Source organism: Streptomyces sp. NPDC050617, assembly GCF_040654795.1.
In the GTDB taxonomy this organism is placed as follows: Bacteria; Actinomycetota; Actinomycetes; order Streptomycetales; family Streptomycetaceae; genus Streptomyces.
This window is the reverse complement of record NZ_JBFAIS010000003.1, coordinates 19,304-35,799: the sequence shown is the minus strand read 5'-3', so window position 1 is coordinate 35,799 and position 16,496 is coordinate 19,304. Positions and strand designations below refer to the sequence as shown.

Here is a 16,496-nt window from a genome sequence, read left to right as displayed (position 1 = left end):
TGTGGGGCATGTGGGGGCAGGGGGCCGGGCGGAGGTCTTGGCGTAGGGGTGCTCGCTACAGGCGGCCACCATTGTCGACGAAGCCGATCAGATCCTGGATGCGGTCCAGCGCGGTCACCCCGTGCACGTCCTCGACGGCGCGGGAGACGACATGGCAGATCAGGTTGCGCTCCCGCTCGCCGATGCCCAGCCGGTACATGTTGAGGTACAGCCAGTTGAGCACCACCCGGTACTGCTGGAAGGTGTTCCAGCCGCCCAACTGATCGGCCGCCCCCCGGTGACCGCCCAGCGTCCGGTGGAACGCGCTGCGCTCGGACCAGGCGCTCCACGTCGAACCCCACGCCTCCGGAGCACCGTTCTCGTCCCTGTTCAGCGCCAACTCGCCCGCCTCAATGAGCTTGTTGGCACGGTTCCGGTAGGCGAGCAGGACGTCCAGGAGAGCCGGGTACGGCAGCGTCTCGTGGTAGTCGGCCGCCGCCGTGATCTCCCTGACCCGCCGCCGGAAGTGCTCCGCGTTGGCGTCGTAGACCCGGTCGAACCGCTCGCGCAACGCGTCGGGCATCTTCGCCAGATAGGCGTCGGCGTGACCCCGGAAGGACAGATAGCCGTAGGTCACCGGCGGGAGGAAGCGGTGCGCCGCCGCGATGAACAGATCCACCGCCAGCGCCATCTTCGAGCCGCCGCCGCGCACCCGGTCGAGGATGCCGAAGACGATCTCATTGGTGTCGACGTAGTAGTCGGCCAGCAGATCCGCCGCGCCCTGCCCGCCCAGCACCCCCAGGCGCTGGTCGTAGGGCCCGGTCTCGATCGTGTTGTTGGCCGCCCACGGGAACAACGGGCCGTCCTCCCGCTCCTGTTGGGCCAGACGGATGTGCTGGTCACGCGCTGCCTGCTCGTCCAGGGCCACGGTGGACGGATGCGTCCGTACGTACTCCTGGAGCGTGTCGGCGACCGCCGGGGCGACGACGGCGTCGAAGGTCTCGGCGCTCGCCCGGATCGGGATGCGCACGTGCGGACCGCGCCGCCAGTGCGGCTGGTAGTAGACCCGGTCCACGGACGGGGCCACCGCCGCGATGAACGGGCGCACCGCGTCCAGCAGCAGATCGGTCCGGTCGCTGTCGTGGTGGAAGACGTTCACGCTGCGCCACGAGGACTCCGTCATGTCCCACTTCCTTCTCGGCGGTCTCGGTGGTCTCGGCGGTCTTGGCGGTCGCGGCAGTTCAGCTCTATGACGTACTCGGTCACCCTCGGTACGCCCTCGTGGTCGGCCATCGCCGCCTCCGGCTCCGGCGCGACCTCGTAGAACACCGCCGCGCTGCCCGGGTCCCTGGCCAGGCGCTCGAAGGCCAGCATCAGCGGAGGCGAGCCGACGTCCACGTACAGCGGCTTGCGGGCGCGGTCGTTCGCCGCCGAACCCGCCGCGACGGCGTCCATCCGCAGCACGGACACGAAGAAGCGGGGCGGGATGCCGTGCCCGGTCAGCCAGGCCGTGACCGTGATCAGGAAGTCCGCGTCGGACTGGCCGGGCGCGCGGCGCGGCAGGGTTCCCGGCTGGGCGACCCAGGCGGCCCGGCGGAGCACCACGCGGCCGATGGTGAGCCGGGGCGCGTGCAGGACGCGGCCCTGTCCGCGCCCGGCGCTCGCGTCGTGCTGGAGCGGCTGATCGGGCCGCAGCAGGATGGGGCTCTCGCCGAACGCCTCGACCAGCAGGGCCATGACCGGCGGGAACTGCCGCTCGTACGAGAGCCCGCCATGTACGGGCCGGACCGCCGACCCGCCGTCGAACAGGACCGGCAGCCCGTCGTCGCCCACGCCGACCGTCAGCCGGGCGGGCGGCGGGTAGTCGAGCCGGTCCGGCAGGGTGAGTTCGCGCTGGTTGAGCGAGGTGGCCAGGGTCTGCTCGAACTCCGCGTACGTCGGCTCGCCCGGGTGCTTCGCCTCGACCGGGAGCGGCTCGTCGTCTGATACGTAGCGCAGCAGCCTGCGTACCTGGGAACGGCCTCTGCCGAAACCCGAGTTCACCGAATTGACCACCAACTCTCCGTCACCTGATGCGTATTGGGCGTATACCGCTACCGATCCCACCGGGCGCACCCAGGCCGGCAGCGCGTCGAGCACCCGCGCCAGCCGACCCCGGTCCGGCAGCGCGCCCCGGACGTCGGCGATCAGGCCGACCAGGCGGCGCACCTCCGGAATCGGGCTGGCCGACAGCGTGCCCGTGAGCCCGGTCATGTCGAAGGCGACGGCGGCCGGATGCAGCCGCATGACCTCGTGCCCGTCTCGGACCAGCTCCGCGTAGAACCGGTCGAACGGCACCGGAGCCCCCGTCCCGAACCGCTCCCGCAGAAACGCGGCGACCGCCAGCTTGAAGGGCAGCGTGTGGTCGAAGACCGCGAGCACCCGGCAGGCGGCGGCCAGATCGTCCAGGATCTCCCGCCACTCCGGCAGCCCCGCTTCGACCACGACGCCGGGGATGACGGACTGCTCGGTCACGACGTCCCGGAGCCTGCCGGTGACGCCGAGGTCCTGGAGCTGTTCTCGCAGCACCGGTCCGAGCGCGACCCGGTCCGCGCCGCTCGCGCTCCCGTACGCGCGCAGGGCGGCGTGGAGAGGGGCGAGGGCGGGGGCCCGGTCCGCCAGCCGACCCAGCGGATCGACTCCGTGCTCGTCGAAGTCGGGCCGTATCAGGAGCAGTCCGGCCGCCGCGAGCGAACGCAGATAGCCGGCCGCCTTCTCCGGCGGCGCGGGGAGGCTCGCCGTCAGCTCGGCGAGCGTCGGCGGCCGGTCGGGAGCGGCGGCCGCGCGCAGGCAGTGCCGCAGCGCCGGGGTCAGCGGCAGGCTGAGCAGTTCCTCGGCCGGCGCCGGGCCGATGAACCGCACGGCGTCGGCCACGACGCGCGCGCTCGGATTGATCCGCACCCGCACCTCCGTCAGCGCGGCGGCCGGCGGCGCGAGGGCCGACAGGTCGAGCTCCACGACCGACCGGGCCCGCCCGGTCGCGGTCCAGCGCAGCGCCGGCCCCTCCGGCACGTACCGGCCGAGGCCGCTGGCGGTGAACGTGCTGAACGGGCTGGTCTTGACGGCCGCACGTGCGGCGTAGACGGCCAGCCGGGTCAGCTCCTTCCGGCCCGGACCGCGCCGCAGCGCCTCGTACAGGGTGGGGCTGGCGTGCGCGAGGCCCTGGCCGAAGCGGGGATCGGCGCCGGTCTCGCGCAGACCGGCCGTGACGGAGCGCTCCGCCTCGGCCAGTACGGTCGGCAGCTCGTCCCGGTCGGAGCGGTACCGGGACACGTCCGTCGCGAACTCCGCAATGGCGGTGGCGAGTTCAGCGTCCAGCGCGGCGGCGACCAGGGGCTCCGACAGCAGCCGCGCCGGGTCGCGCCATTGGTGCACGGCCCGTCGCAGCGCGACCAGCTTCGGCTTGGCGGCCGGATCGGACAGCGCCCCGATCACGTCGTGGCAGCGGTCGGACAGCCGCGCCGCGCGGTCCGTCAGCTCGGCCGCCGTACGTACCGTGGCCAGCAGCGCGTGCCGCAGCCGCCGGTCGGTGAGCTGGTCGAGCACGGTCGCGGGCAGCCCCGCGACGCGCACCCCGAACGTGGCGGCGTAATCGATCGAGGGAACGTGGTCGGTCGAGGGAGCGTGGTCGGTCGAAGGAACGTGGTCGGTCACGGGAAGGGGTGGGGGTAGGGGTTGATGTCGGCGTCTGTCAGCGGGCGCGGCGCGTACCCGAGGCGGTGGGGGACCTCCCGCAGCCGGGGCAGTCCGGTGATCCGCCGGTTGCGGTGGCCGAAGGTCATCGGCAGCGCGCCGGGCGCGATCACCTTCACGCAGTGCAGATCGGCGGCCTCGTGCAGCGGCGACGTCTGGTCGACGACCACCACGTCCATGCCGCCCGCGAGCATCCGCCCGACGGCCTCGGCGAGGTCGTCCCGCAGGTCGGTGTGGACCGGCCAGGGCCCGTGGCGGAACTGGTCCTTACCGACCCCATTCCCGTTCCCGGCCCCGCCCTCGACGCCGCCCCCGCCCCCGCGCCCGACCCGGTCCCAGCCCGTCACGCGGTCGCCGTCGAGCAGGAACGAGAAGCGTTCGTACGCCTCCGGCGTCGCGCCGCACAGCGCGTGATCGGGCATCACGCGCACCAGGTCGGAATCGGCGGCCATCCGCCGCGCCCGGTCCGCCTCGGCGCGGTATCTGACCAGCTCCTGTTCGACGATGGGCGCCAGTTCCCCGAGCGAGGTGAGCACGGCGGCGACCGGGTCCAGCGCCGAGCCGCTGGTGCAGACGACCCTCGGCCGCGACTCGCCGCCGACGGTGTCCTCGGCCAGCACCCAGAACGCGGGGATGCCTTCGGCCAGGGTCATGTCGAAGACCCGCACCCGGTACCCGGTGCGCTCCAGGCGCTCCACGACGAGCCTGATGCGCGGGTCGGGCGCGCGGGCGAGGTCCACCTCGGGCACGGGCAGCCGCGCGTACCACGTCATCAGGAACGCGTCGCGCTCGACGACCTCCAGGATGCCGTGCAGGACCGCCTCCTCCAGGCAGCCGCCGAGCGCGCAGCCGTTGGAGATCTCGAAGGTGAACGGCTTGTCCGGCCGGACCGCGCCGGGCCGCAGCGCCGTCCGGTAGTACGCGTAGTTCTCCGGTACGAGCACGGGCCGGGCCTCGCGGAAGGAGTACCCCCACACCCAGTCGGCCACCGCGTCCTCGGTGAACGGCCGGTAGGCGCAGTCCGGCTCCTGATAGCGGGCCGGGGGGAACAGCCCGAGCGACCGCGGATCGAGGGCGTCCCCGGCGAGTTCGGCGTAGCTGCCCCGTACGGTGGTCCGCTTGCCCCAGGGCCACTGGCCGCCGAGCCGTTCCAGCGCCTCCGCGACGGCGGTGGTCCGGCAGGAGGCGAAGTCGCGGGCGCGCCCGAACCCCGCCTCGCCCCGGTAGCCGTACTCGGTCAGGACCGCCTCGGCCAGCGGGAACAGGGCGTCGCGCAGACCGCTCGGCGGGGCGACCACGCCGGTCTCGGCGTCCACGTACAGGTCGGTCAACCGCGACTCGGACAGCTCGCGGACACGGGACGCGCCCGCCCGCGGCTTGGGCCGCGACCGCGGCGTGATCGAGGCCCGTACGGCCGTGTCCTCGGGCAGCGCGCCGCAGACCTGGCACAGCGGGTCCGGGAGGAACGCGTGCCGCGTCAGGGACAGGTCCCGCAGACCGAGGTACCAGCAGCAGTCCCTGGCGGCGCCCGAGCGCAGCAGTTCGCGCACGGCGTCGGCGGCGAACCCCGACAGCCAGTCGGAGGGCCGGGACGCGATCCGGTCGTCCTTCCGCAACTCCGCCGTCCGCTGGTCGCGTTGGGGCGCGCCGGCCCGCCAGGTCTGTACGCACCGGGCGCAGCCGGGCTCGCCGGGGCGGACGAGGGGGCCGATCACGACCCGGTCGAGTTCGGTCCACACCGGCAGCCAGGGCCCGCCGCGGTCGTGCGCGGTGTCCCAGCCGCCGGTGTCCCAGCCGTCGCGCGCCACCACCAGCACCGACGGCGGGCGCAGGGCGATGGCGCCGGCGAGCAGTCCGTCGCCCCATACCGTCAGGCTGTCGCCCAGTACCGTCTCGCTCACGCGTGGTTCTCCTTCACCAGGCCCGCCCTCACCAGGTCAGCCGGAACTCGGGGCGCGGCCCAGCCGGGTGCTCCGTGCCCAACTGGGCCATGAGCAGGCTCCGCTTGCGCCCCTCCAGGCCGAACCAGCCGTCCAGCAGGTGCGTGAGCACGTCGTTCTGGATCCGGCTCGCCACGTCCACCGCCGCGGCGGCGAGGCAGGCGCGGTGCAGCGCGGCGCCGGCGGCGGCCTGCTGCACGCGGTACCAGCGGGCGCCGAACCGCTCCTCGGCCGCCGCCGCGTCGCCCACCGGCAGCAGCCACAGGTTCCCCGTGCGCGCGCCCTGCTGGGTCAGCGCGGCCAGCGCCGCCTCGCGCAGCCGCTGCCGGGGGTCTCCCTCGCTCACCAGCTCCAGCCGGTGTTCGTCGGGAAGGTAGCGGTAGGCGCCGGACGGTACGCCCGTCACGTCGGCGATCACGCAGTAGAACTCGACCAGGTTCGCCGGCAGGTCCCAGCGCTCCCGCTGACCGTAGGCGGTGAGGATCGCGGCCAGCGCGCTCGCCGACATCGGGTCGCCGCTGAAGCCGCGCATGGCCGCGTGCCGCGTCCGGGTACCGGCCCGCAGGTCCGGCACGGCGTGCGGCAGCCGAATCCGTACGGGTTCCGCTTCTACCGCTTCTGCTTCCGTTTCCACAGGTGGCGACGCGGCTTCCGACTCCGGCCCCGAGTCCGATTCCGTATCCGGTTCCGTATCCGACTCCGCGTCCGACGCGGCCTCCGGTAGGGCTACCTCCACAGGCCGCAGCGGCTCCGCCTCCGGACGGCTCTGCGCGAGGACGGCCGCGTGCGCGCCGGCCGCGCGCGGGAAGGCGGCCAGCGACGGGCCGCCGAAGGCGGCGGGGACCGGCGGCAGCAGCTCGACGAGCGCGTGCACCCCCTCCTCGCGCGGGTCGAGCCCCAGCAGCTCGGTGACGTCGGCGTCGGGGAAGCACATGCGGGCCGTGGCGTGCTGGCCGTCGGCGACCGCCAGCGCCTGCGCCACCTGGATGCCGGACTCCAGGCAGGCGAGGCGGTAGTACATCTCGCCGTACTTGGCGGCCAGCCGCCAGAAGACACTGGTCTGCACGAGGACCGTCGCGGCCGGCCGGGACGCGACCCAGCTCCGGTAGTCGCCGGCGCGCAGCCGCACCAGGTCGTGCCGGGCCGGATCGTAGTAGTGGACGCCGGTGGGCACTTCGGAGTCGGGCCCGGCGATCACGTACCACTCGGCGCTGTACCGGGCGCCCCCGGACGGCGTCGGCCGCCGGGTCACCAGCCACTGGAGCGGATCGTCGTCGGGGATGGCCTCGAAACTGTCGGTGAACGGCAGCATGTCCAGCGGGGTCAGCCACTGCGACCGGGTGATGCCGCCGAGGTCGGCGAGGAGCCGGCCGAGCCGGTGCCCGGACTTCTCCGGGGGCCAGGGGAGCGGGTGCCGGGGCGCGCCGGGGTAGCTCTTGACCAGCCGGGGCGGGTACGCCTCCGGGTTGGCCACCTCGGTCGGGGTGTGGACTTCGTCCTGGTAGCGCGTCGCCTCATCGTTCACGGGTCACACTGCGCACAGGTCGAACGCGGTCCTGGTCAGCAGCAGCCGCAGGTGGGTCTCCTGGGCCAGGCCGATCCCGAGCCGGTTGCACATCAGGTGCGCGCACCGCTCCACGATCAGCTGCGGCACCAGGTGGTTGATGTGCTCCAGCACATCGGCCGGGGCGTCGAAGACGGGATAGGAGTCGAGTCGGGCGTCGAGGCGGCCCAGCAGCTCCAGTTCGACGAGGGTGTCGTTGAGGTCCCGTACGGTCGTGAGCCAGCGGCTCGCCACGGACGCCTCCGGCAGCGCCACGCCCCGCGTCGACGCCCACACCGACTCCAGACCGGCGCGCAACTGCGCCTTGTTGGCCTCGAAGTGCCGTTCGAACTCCGCATCCCCCAGCAGTTTCGCCGCCGTGCTGCCGCTCTCCACCATGAACCGCGTCTGGTAGGCGAGTTCGGGCAGGATGCCGGTGAACAGCGTGCGGTTGCCGCACAGCATGGCGTACGCGTCCATGGCGCGCTGCCCCGGCGTCCGGCCGCGGACGATCAGTTCGAGGGCCACCGCGCTGGCCGCCATGAGCTGCTTCTCGACCGCCTCCAGCGCCCGGCCCGTGCCGAACACCGCGGTCTCCGGCACGTAGTCGATGAACTCGACGGAGTTGTCCGGGTGCAGCATGGTGTCGTAGTCCGTCATGCGCTCCACGGCGGCGAGCGCGGGAGCGGACTCGGCGTAGTCCCGTCCGGTCATCGAGGACCGGGACGGCGACGCGCGGAAGAACTCGGCCGCCGTCTCCTCGACGGCCGTACGGACCTCCTCGGCGTGCTCGGGCTCGGTGAGCACGCGCAGCCGGATGTGCGGGCCGCCCTCCCAGTAGCGGAGGAAGAAGAAGCCGCCGGTTTGCCCGGCCGAGCGCAGCCGCTCGACGGCGGGCTTGACGGCTCCGACGGTCAGGGCGTCCTGATCGCCGTGGTAGAAGAGGTGGGCGCTGACCCAGCGGCGCTCAGACATATCTGACTCCAGGCTCGTTGAGTTCCACGATGTACTCGGCGACGCGCTCGCCGCGGACCTGGCCGGGATCCGGCACCATCTCGCTGATCTGCACAATCGCGTTCGGCTCGGTGAGCCGACGTTCCAGTCCGAGCAGCAGCAGCATGCTCGCGAAATCCACGTAGTTGGGCTTGACGCCGTTGTTCGGCCCCCGGCCGTTCTGGCCGCTGTCACCCGGACCGCTCTCGCCCCGGCCCAGCGTCGCCGGGTCGAGGACGGTGACGAAGCACCGTTCGGGGATGCGGTGTTCGGCCAGCCAGCCGGCGATCTTCAGCAGCCAGGCCGCGTCGGTCGCGGCGTCCGCGCGCCGGGGCAGCCGGTCCGCGCGGGTCAGCCACATCGCGCGGCGCAGCACGACCTTGCCGACCATCAGCCGGGGCAGCTGGCGGACGCCGCTGTCCGCGCGCGGGTCCGAGTCCATCCTGAGCTCGGTGTGCGCACCGAACCAGGTGTTGGACTCGCCGAACGCCTCGACCATGAACCGCGCGGCGGGCGGCAGCAGCCGGTCGCCGAGGCCCGGGTGCACCGGGCAGATCTGCTTGCCGAGCCGCCGCGACACCAGGGCCGGGAGGCCGTCCTCGCCGCACCGCACGTACAGGTCGTTGACCGGCAGCAGGTCGTCGCTCTCGCGCACGCTGCGCACGCCGGGGTAGTCGACGGCCAGCCGGACGCCGGGCTTGCGGACGTTGACCGCGGACCGGGCCACGGCCTCGAACTCGGCGAACAGCACGTCGTCGCGGCCCGCGGCCAGCCCCGGTTCGTCCGGCGCGCCGACGTGCAGATCGAGCCCGTCGAGGATCTGCCGGACCCGGTTGCGGCCGCGGCCGAAGCCGCAGCTGATGTTGTTGACCACCAGCTCCGGGCCGCCGCCGCACTCGGCGCTGATGCGTGCAGCGTGACCGTGCTCGTCGCCACCGTGCTCGTCGCAACCGCGCGCGTCACCAGCGCGTGCAGCGTCACCGCGCTCGTCCTCACCTGGCTCGTCGCCCCGCTCGTCCTCACCTCGCTTGTCGCCGCCTGGCTCGTCGCCACCTCGCGCGGCGTCGGCGAGCTGGCAGTAGACGGCCACGGACGTCGGCGTACGGACCCAGGCCGGCCAGTCCGCCGCCAGCGCCCGTACCTCCTCGGGGCCGACGCGCACCACGCCGTCGGCGTCGGGGGCCCGCCCGCCCAGCAGCCGCTTGCCCGCCGCGCGCAGCCGGTGCAGCTCCCGTACGGACTCGACCGGGCTGCCCGCGGCGGCGAACCGGCTGAGCGCCGGAGGCGACCCGTCCGCGGCCGGGCCCGACGCCGCCGCCGCGGACTGCTCGGCCAGCACGTCCCGGTAGAACACCACCAGCGGTACCTCCGCCCCGGCCGCGTACCGGTCGCGGAACAGCGAGCCGAGCGCGAGCTTGAACGGCAGATCGGGCCCGATCAGGCCGAGCAGCGTCCGTACCGCGTCGAGGTCGTCCAGCAGCGGCTGCCAGCGCGCGCGGTCCAGGACGGCCGCCGTGCCGGGGTGCACCGCGTTCTCGTAGAAGCTGTACCGGCCGAACTCCTGCGTCAGCTTCGGGCTGTCCAGGTGCGCGTGGTCGCCGACCTCGCGCAGCGCGGCGTCCAGACCGCGGATCACGGCGTCCCGCACGGCGACCCGGTCGCCGGGCGCGGCGATCGTCGGATAGCTCGCCAGCGCCTCGTGCACCCCGTGCAGGGTCCGGTCCAGTCGCGCCAGGCCGGGCTGCCCGAGCCGGCGCAGCCAGGCGCGCAGATCGGCCACCGGGTCCGGGGCCTGGTCGGCGAGCGGCGGTACGAGCTCCAGCACGCCCAGCGTCACCAGGCGGCGCAGGAACGCGTCCACCCGCCGCCCGTCGGCCGCCTGCGCCAGCAGCCTGTCCCGCAGTTCGCCAAGCGTGCCGCCGTGCGTGACCAGTTCCAGCACCCGGCGCAGGGTCGGGGTGAGGGCGAGGCTGTGCACGTGCTCGACCGGCCGGCGGCCCAGGAACACCAGCACGTCGTCGGCGACCGTGGCGCTGGGGTTGATCCGGATGCGGCAGGCGCCGACGATCTCCGGGCGTTCGTAGACGGCGCGCGCGATCCGGTGCAGCGAACCGATGCTGATCTCGGTGGCGGTCGCCGCGGCGAACCCCGGCCGCGCCGGCGCCTCCACGACGTCGTCGGACCGGCTCCAGGCGGCCAGGCCGCTGCTGGTGAACGTGGAGTACGGGCTGGTCTTCGCCGCGGAGCGGGCGAGGTACTGCGCGAGCCGCAGCACGCTCTGGCGCTGCGGCGCGCGCCCGGTGTCGGACCACTTGCGCAGGGCCAGGAACATGTCCGGGTTGGCGTGCACGAGGCCCAGTTGGAACGCGGGCAGGGCCGCCGCGGCGCGCAGCGACTCGTAGCTCGCGGCCTGGTCCTCCTTGAGCCGCTCCTCCAAGGCGGCGAGCAGGCCGTCGCGTTCGGAGAGCCGCGCCAGCCATTCCCGCACCGGGGGCACGAGGCCGTCGGGCAGGTCGGCCAGGCGCGCGGGGTCGACGCGGCGGCCGCGGTGCACGGCCCTGCGCACCGCGACGAGCCGCGCCTTGCGCTCCCCGTCGCCCGCGGCGCCGATCGCCGCGTGCAGCAGGTCCGACAGCTCGCCCTTCGCGCCGTCGATCTCGGCGCGCAGCCGCACCAGTTTCCGTGCCGTCTCCCAGCTCCGCGCGCAGCGCAGGCCGTCCAGCGCGGCGACCGGGCTCCCGGCGAGGCGCACCACGGCGGCGGGCCCGAGCCGGTAGCGCGCGGTGTCGGAGCGGGCTGTGTCGGAGCGGGCTGTGTCGGAACGGGCTGTGTCGGAGCGGGCTTCTTTCAGGCTGTCCATCAGTTCACCGCCTCGGGTTCGACAGGAACGATCACCCGTCCGCCGGGCCCGGTCCGGGCCAGCAGGATCTGGAAGACGGGGGTGTGGCGCTGCTCGGTGAGGCCGAGGGCGGCCCGTACCCCGTCGGCGTGGTACGCGTTGACGATCCGGCCGGACAGGCCCAGCGCCGCCGCCGCGACGCACACGCGGTGCGCGAGGAGCCCCGCCTCCTGGTTCAGCACGCGGTAGCCGCGGTCGCCGAAGGCGTCGAACGCCCAGTCGCGGTCGCCGACGAGGTGGACGACGGCGTTCATGTCCCGGAAGACGGGGCCGGGGATGGTGACGCGCTCGATGGCGGTGATGGCGTCGGCGCCTTCTCCCGTACGGGCTCCCGCGTCCTTCCGGGCCACCGGGTGGAGCGCGCCGGTGTCCGGGTCGAGCCGGTAGGCGCCCGGCGGGATCCCGACGAGGTCGCCGACCGTCAGATAGACCTCCAGGGGGGCGTGCGCCCCGGCCGGGACGACGTCGCTGGTGATCCCGGTACGGATGCGGGCGAGCCGCGTCCACAGCTCGACGCCGTCGACCCGTGAGGCGAGGGGCCGGAAGATGCCGGGGCCGGAGTCGCGGGCCCGCAGCACGGCCGCGAGGTTCGCCTCCGGGACCTCGGCCTCGGGCAGGGGCAGCGGCGCGGCCCCGGACCCGGCGGGCGTGAGCGGTACGGCCGTGGTGAAGGCGGCGGTGTCCGTGCGCCGGGACGCGCGGTTGACCTCCGTCATCGTCGGGCAGGCCCGCGCGACCTCCAGCCCGTCGCGCACCACGGGCGGATCGATCGGTTCGACGGCGGCGGCCAGCGCCGCCGCGGTCTCCTCGACCGGCTCGCGCCGTACGTCCGCGGCGGCGCCGTGCAGCGGCAGGACCAGCGTGGCCGGCTCCTCGTCGCCGTCGAGCCCGAGCAGCTTGTGCACCGGCTCGTCGAGGAACTGGTGGTGCACGTGGGTCCGCAGCCCCATGGACCGGGCGACCAGGTCGAGGTTCCCGGCGAGCAGCCCGGCCTCCTGGGTGCACAGCCGGTAGGCGTACTCGCGGTAGATGTACGCGACCTTGTTGAACAGCGCGGAGAGCACGAACACGGCCTCCGGCGCCGTGCCGTCCGTGCCGGTCGCCCTGGTCAGCAGCCGGCGGTGGTCGCCGTCCCGCAGCCGTACGAGCGCGTGGTGCGGCGCGTCGTAGTGGTAGACGCCGTCGGCCAGGCACACGTACAGCTGGATGCCGAAGAGGCAGCGTGCGGACGCGACCATCCGGTGGTAGGGCCAGGTGCCGTTGGTGTCGAACTCCTGCCGGGAGATGCCGTATCCGTAGCGCAGCAGCGTCGAGAGCGCCCGCTCGTCGAACGCCCCGGCCCGCGTCAGTTCCGCGGGCAGCCTGGTCGTGAGCGGGCGGCGGGGCAAGCCGCGGTAGAGCTTGAACTTCAGCGGCTCGTCCGGGTTGCCGTACTCCGACTGCCGCGCCTCCATCGCCTCGGCGAGGTCCTCCAGGGTGACGCGCCAGAACTCCCGGCCGGCGCCCCCGCCTCCGTGCCCGTCGGGCCCGGTCATGGGAACGGGTGCGGGTGCGGGTTGCGCACCACCGGCAGCCGGGGCAGTCCCGTCACCCGCCGGGCCGTGTGTCCGAAGGTCATCGGCACCGACCCCGGCGCTATCACCTTGACGCATGTGAAGCCTCCTGCGGCCTGTTCCGTAGAGGTGGTGTCGACGGCTATGACGTCCATGCCGGCCGCGGCGAACCGCCGTACGGCCTCGTCGAGATCCGCGCCGATGTCCGTGTTGTCCGGCCAGTGCCAGCGGTCGAGCCCTTGCTGCCAGGTCGATTCCGGCGGGGCGTCGAGCAGGAAGGAGTACCGGTCGGACGCCGCCGGGCCGGCGGCGCAGAGCAGGTGGTCGGCCATGGAGCGGACCTCGTCCGGGTGGCCGGCCAGGTGCTGGGCGCGGTCGTGCCAGTCCGGGTCGAGCGCGAGGAGGCCCACGTACTCGACGGTCTGGCTGAGTTCGTGCAGCGCGGCCAGGATCGCCTCGGGAGGGTTCAGCCCGCTGCCGCCGGTGGACACGGCCCTGGGCCGAAGCCCCGTTCCGGCGGCGTCCTCGGCGAACGTCCAGAAGGACGGGATGCCGTGCTCCCGCGTGCTGTCGAAGATCCGCACCCGGTAGCCCAGCCGCGCGATGCGCTCGGCCACGAGCGGGATACGGCGGTCGGGCACGGCGGCCGGGTCGATCTCGGGCAGCGGCGTCCGCCCGTACCAGGCCATCAGGAACGCGTCGCGCTCCGCCACTTCGAGGATGCCGTGCAGCACCGCCTCCTCGTAGCAGCCGCCGAGCGCGCAGCCGCTGGAGATCTCGCACGCGAACGCGGGCTCCCCGCCGGGCTTGCGCAGCCGGTAGTAGACGAAGTCCTCCGGCACCAGCACGGGCCGGCCCCGGCCGAACGACCAGCCCCACACCCAGTCGGCCACCGCGTCCTCGGTGAACTCCCGGTAGGGGAAGCCGGGGGTGCGGTACCGCTCGGGGGGATACAGCCCGAGCGACCGCGGATCGACCGCGTCGTCGGCCACCTCCGCGTACCCGGCCCTGACGCTCGTCCGCTTGCTCGTCGCGTACGCCGCCAGCCGCTCCAGCGACTCCGCCACCGCGATGGCCCGCGCGGACGCGAAGTCCCGCGTACGCCCGTACCCGGCAGCCTCCACGGAGACCCCGGGCACCGCCATGACGGCCTCCGTGAACGGGAACGCGTGCCGCGTGTACGACGTGACGGAGGGGATCAGCCCGCTCCGCGCGTCCACGTAGGCCGCGTCGAGCGCGTCTCCGTCCAGCCGCCGCACCCGGCTCGACCCGGGCGACAGCTTCGGCCGCGCCGTACGCGTGATCCGCGCGCCCCGCTCGGTGTCGAGGGGCGGTGCGGAACAGCTCGGGCAGCGGGGGTCGGGCAGGAAGCTGTGCGGGGACATGGCCAGGGTGGCGGCGTCCACGATCCAGAAACGCTGGGGGGCGGTTTCGGGTGCGATTCCGGTTTCGGGTACGGGTCCGGGGTGTCCGGTGCCCGGCCCGTACGAGCCTCCGGTCGCCGCCAGCGCGGCCACCGTGTCCGCCAGGAAACTCGGCAGGGCGCCGCCGCGCGCCTCGGCGGCCAGTTCCGCGGTGCGTTCGGCCGAGGCCGACGCCGCCGCGGTGCGCCGGGTGCGCAGGCATTCCGGGCAGCCCGGCGCCCATGGTCCGACGATCAACTGGTGCGGTTCTTCGAGGACTTGGGGCGTGTGGCGCGGTTCGTGCGGAGCTTCGGGCTGATCAGCCATGGACGACCACGGCTCGCGCCACGAACGGACACATCCGGGCGACGTGCGGGTCGTGGTCGAGCGGTACCGCGACCACGCGGCCGCCCTCGCGCGTCAGGCTCGCCACGGCCGCTTCGAGCGTCACGGACTCCGGCCGCGCGCCGGTCTCCCCGCGTAGACCGGCGGGGAGGTCCGGTACGGGCGCCGGCGCGTAGCCGGGCTGGTCGGCGGCGCGCGACTGGTAGGCGAGGAGCGCGCGCTCCAGCCCCTTCTCCAGCGCGGCGTCGACGTCCAGGTCGCAGACGTAGGCGACGGTGGCGTCCGGGGTGGAGAAGGCGAAGGCGGGCAGCCCGAGCAGCGCGGTCAGGTCGTGGACCTCGACGGACTGGCCGACGATCTCCAGCAGCTTCACGTAGCGAGCGGCGCGCGGCGTCAGCTCCGCGGCGGCGAGGTCCAGCCGGGGCAGCGGCCCGGTCGTGGCCGCGGTCGCGACCGAAAGCGCCGCGACAACGCTGTCATCCGCTGCCGCGACCACCGCGGCGCGCACGGCTTCGGGCCAGTCGCTCCCGGACGCCGCCGTCCGCGCGGGGAAGACCTCCGCGGCGTCGACGGCGACCGGCTCGCCGGTCAGCACGTCCAGGCCGTACAGCCGGTCGCCCTTGCGGGGATCGTGCATGACGGCCGCGTACCGCTCGAACGCACGGCGGACGGCGCGCTGCCGCGACTCGACGACGTTCTCGCCGCAGCCGTGCACGGGGAACGGGCCGTCGGCCAGGCCGGCCGGGTCGGAGACCACGACCTCGCTGACGAACAGCGGCAGTTGCTCGTAGTCGCGCTCGGTGATCTCGGCGAACACGCCGGTCCGCGGGTCCACGCAGTCCACCGCGCGCCGGGCCAGCTCCTCGTCGTCGACGGGCTCCGCCGTGGACAGCGCGGACAGCCGCGCCGGGTCGTCGGGAACGGGGGACTGCGCGAGCGGGTGCGGCAGGAAGGGGTGTTTGGCGGTCTCCAGCGACTCCAGGTCGAAGCGGACCAGGTGACCGGCTTCGGCGTCGGCGTCGGCTCCCGCGCCCCGGTCGATGCCGGTGAGGTGCCGGAACGCGGCGAAGCACAGCTGGTTGGCGACCAGCGCGACCGTGGGGCCGCGCAGGAACTCGCTCACCGCGGCCTCCGGGTGGTCGCCCAGGTCTCCTCCGGCGATGTCCGGCGCGAGCGCGCGCAGCCGCCGCCAGGCGGATTCCCAGGCGGTGGCGTCGCCGTCCTCGCCGGTCACGGGGCCGATCCAGGCGTCGTCGCCGGCCACGACCGCCTGCGCGGAGGCGGCGCCCGCCGCGGCGGCGGCGCGGGGCAGCAGCCGGGCCCGCTCGATCATGGGCCGGTCGGCCACGTGCAGCACCATGGCGGCGCCGGCCGCGACCCGGTCGAGGTCCGTGCCGTCGGTGACCGCGTAGTCGATGTAGTCGATGTAGTCGATCCGCTGCGCGGGGTCCTGCGCGCGCGCCGCGGCGAGGTGCTCGGCGACGCGCTCACGGTCGAACGGCGACTCGCCGAACGGCGCGAGCGTCAGGGCGCGCACCCCGGAGCGCAATTGCGAATTGGCGAGCGCCTGGAGCAGCGGGCCGGACCCGGCCAGTACGAGGCGGCCGGCGCGGTATTCCTCGAAGCGGAGTTCCGGCGACTCGACGAAGTACTCGATGAAAGCGATATTGGCGGCGTAGGTCTTGGCCACGTCGGCGGGCAGCGTGTGCGGACGGTCGTCCAGTACGTTCTTCACGTACCCCTTGCCGAGCAGCAGCATCGTCAGCTTGGCCAGCCCGGAGCGGCTGGACTCCGGTACGGAAGCGCAGAGTTCGCCGAGCGTCCTGGTGCCGTCCAGCATCGGCGCGATCCGCTGGATCCACTCGTAGGTCGACGCTCCTTTGAGTATCGACCCGCCCAGATTGCTGCGGATGTAAGCGCCTTCCGGCACGCGCATGACGTATACGTCGCCACGCAGTCGCGGCCGTATTCGCTCGACATTGGCTTCCATGAACACCGCTTCTTCACGCATTCTCGATGTCTGGTCAGGAGGAGGACCGAGAGCCACCCGGTCCCCGTTCACAACGCGCACCGGCTAGAGCACATGTGCCCGGAACATCAGCACCCGGA

9 protein-coding genes are annotated in these 16,496 nt (G+C 73.8%); all 9 read right to left on the bottom strand.

From position 1 onward, the window contains the following. Positions 1-55: 55 nt before the first annotated feature. Genes AB0I49_RS05200 through AB0I49_RS05160 form a run of 9 tightly spaced genes read right to left on the bottom strand, consistent with a single transcriptional unit; the run spans position 56 to position 16,377 of the window. Positions 56-1,162 (bottom strand): thiopeptide maturation pyridine synthase, encoded by a 1,107-nt coding sequence (locus tag AB0I49_RS05200; protein ID WP_363225473.1) that lies wholly within the window; start codon positions 1,160-1,162, stop codon positions 56-58. Further along, positions 1,159-3,672: a lantibiotic dehydratase gene (locus tag AB0I49_RS05195; protein ID WP_363225472.1), complete on the bottom strand. Its 2,514-nt coding sequence runs from the start codon at positions 3,670-3,672 to the stop codon at positions 1,159-1,161. The genes AB0I49_RS05200 and AB0I49_RS05195 overlap by 4 nt, the downstream gene beginning before the upstream one ends. After that, positions 3,669-5,612, bottom strand: a complete 1,944-nt coding sequence (locus AB0I49_RS05190) for a TOMM precursor leader peptide-binding protein (RefSeq protein ID WP_363225471.1) — start codon at positions 5,610-5,612, stop codon at positions 3,669-3,671. The genes AB0I49_RS05195 and AB0I49_RS05190 overlap by 4 nt, the downstream gene beginning before the upstream one ends. Before the next feature lie 28 nt (positions 5,613-5,640). After that, on the bottom strand, positions 5,641-7,176 hold the full coding sequence (locus tag AB0I49_RS05185) for a nitroreductase family protein (protein WP_363225470.1): 1,536 nt from the start codon (positions 7,174-7,176) through the stop codon (positions 5,641-5,643). A 3-nt stretch (positions 7,177-7,179) separates the two neighbouring features. Beyond that, the gene (locus AB0I49_RS05180; RefSeq protein ID WP_363225469.1) at positions 7,180-8,169 is read right to left on the bottom strand and encodes a lantibiotic dehydratase C-terminal domain-containing protein; all 990 of its coding nucleotides are present in this window, start codon (positions 8,167-8,169) and stop codon (positions 7,180-7,182) included. Further along, positions 8,162-11,047 (bottom strand): lantibiotic dehydratase, encoded by a 2,886-nt coding sequence (locus tag AB0I49_RS05175; RefSeq protein ID WP_363225468.1) that lies wholly within the window; start codon positions 11,045-11,047, stop codon positions 8,162-8,164. The genes AB0I49_RS05180 and AB0I49_RS05175 overlap by 8 nt, the downstream gene beginning before the upstream one ends. Further along, a complete protein-coding gene (locus AB0I49_RS05170; RefSeq protein WP_363225467.1) occupies positions 11,047-12,621 on the bottom strand; it encodes a SagB family peptide dehydrogenase in 1,575 nt (524 codons plus the stop codon). Before AB0I49_RS05170 ends, AB0I49_RS05175 begins: the two co-directional genes overlap by 1 nt. Beyond that, the gene (locus tag AB0I49_RS05165; protein ID WP_363225466.1) at positions 12,618-14,369 is read right to left on the bottom strand and encodes a TOMM precursor leader peptide-binding protein; all 1,752 of its coding nucleotides are present in this window, start codon (positions 14,367-14,369) and stop codon (positions 12,618-12,620) included. Before AB0I49_RS05165 ends, AB0I49_RS05170 begins: the two co-directional genes overlap by 4 nt. Next, a complete protein-coding gene (locus AB0I49_RS05160) occupies positions 14,362-16,377 on the bottom strand; it encodes a hypothetical protein (RefSeq protein WP_363225465.1) in 2,016 nt (671 codons plus the stop codon). Before AB0I49_RS05160 ends, AB0I49_RS05165 begins: the two co-directional genes overlap by 8 nt. Positions 16,378-16,496: the final 119 nt, after the last annotated feature.

Excerpts from the sequence above, each read along its gene's own strand:
- AB0I49_RS05200 (WP_363225473.1), bottom strand. The coding sequence starts at position 1,162 with ATGACGGAGTCCTCGTGGCGCAGCGTGAACGTCTTCCACCACGACAGC.
- AB0I49_RS05180 (WP_363225469.1), bottom strand. The coding sequence starts at position 8,169 with ATGTCTGAGCGCCGCTGGGTCAGCGCCCACCTCTTCTACCACGGCGAT.
- AB0I49_RS05175 (WP_363225468.1), bottom strand. The coding sequence starts at position 11,047 with ATGGACAGCCTGAAAGAAGCCCGCTCCGACACAGCCCGTTCCGACACA.
- AB0I49_RS05170 (WP_363225467.1), bottom strand. The coding sequence starts at position 12,621 with ATGACCGGGCCCGACGGGCACGGAGGCGGGGGCGCCGGCCGGGAGTTC.
- AB0I49_RS05165 (WP_363225466.1), bottom strand. The coding sequence starts at position 14,369 with ATGGCTGATCAGCCCGAAGCTCCGCACGAACCGCGCCACACGCCCCAA.
- AB0I49_RS05160 (WP_363225465.1), bottom strand. The coding sequence starts at position 16,377 with ATGGAAGCCAATGTCGAGCGAATACGGCCGCGACTGCGTGGCGACGTA.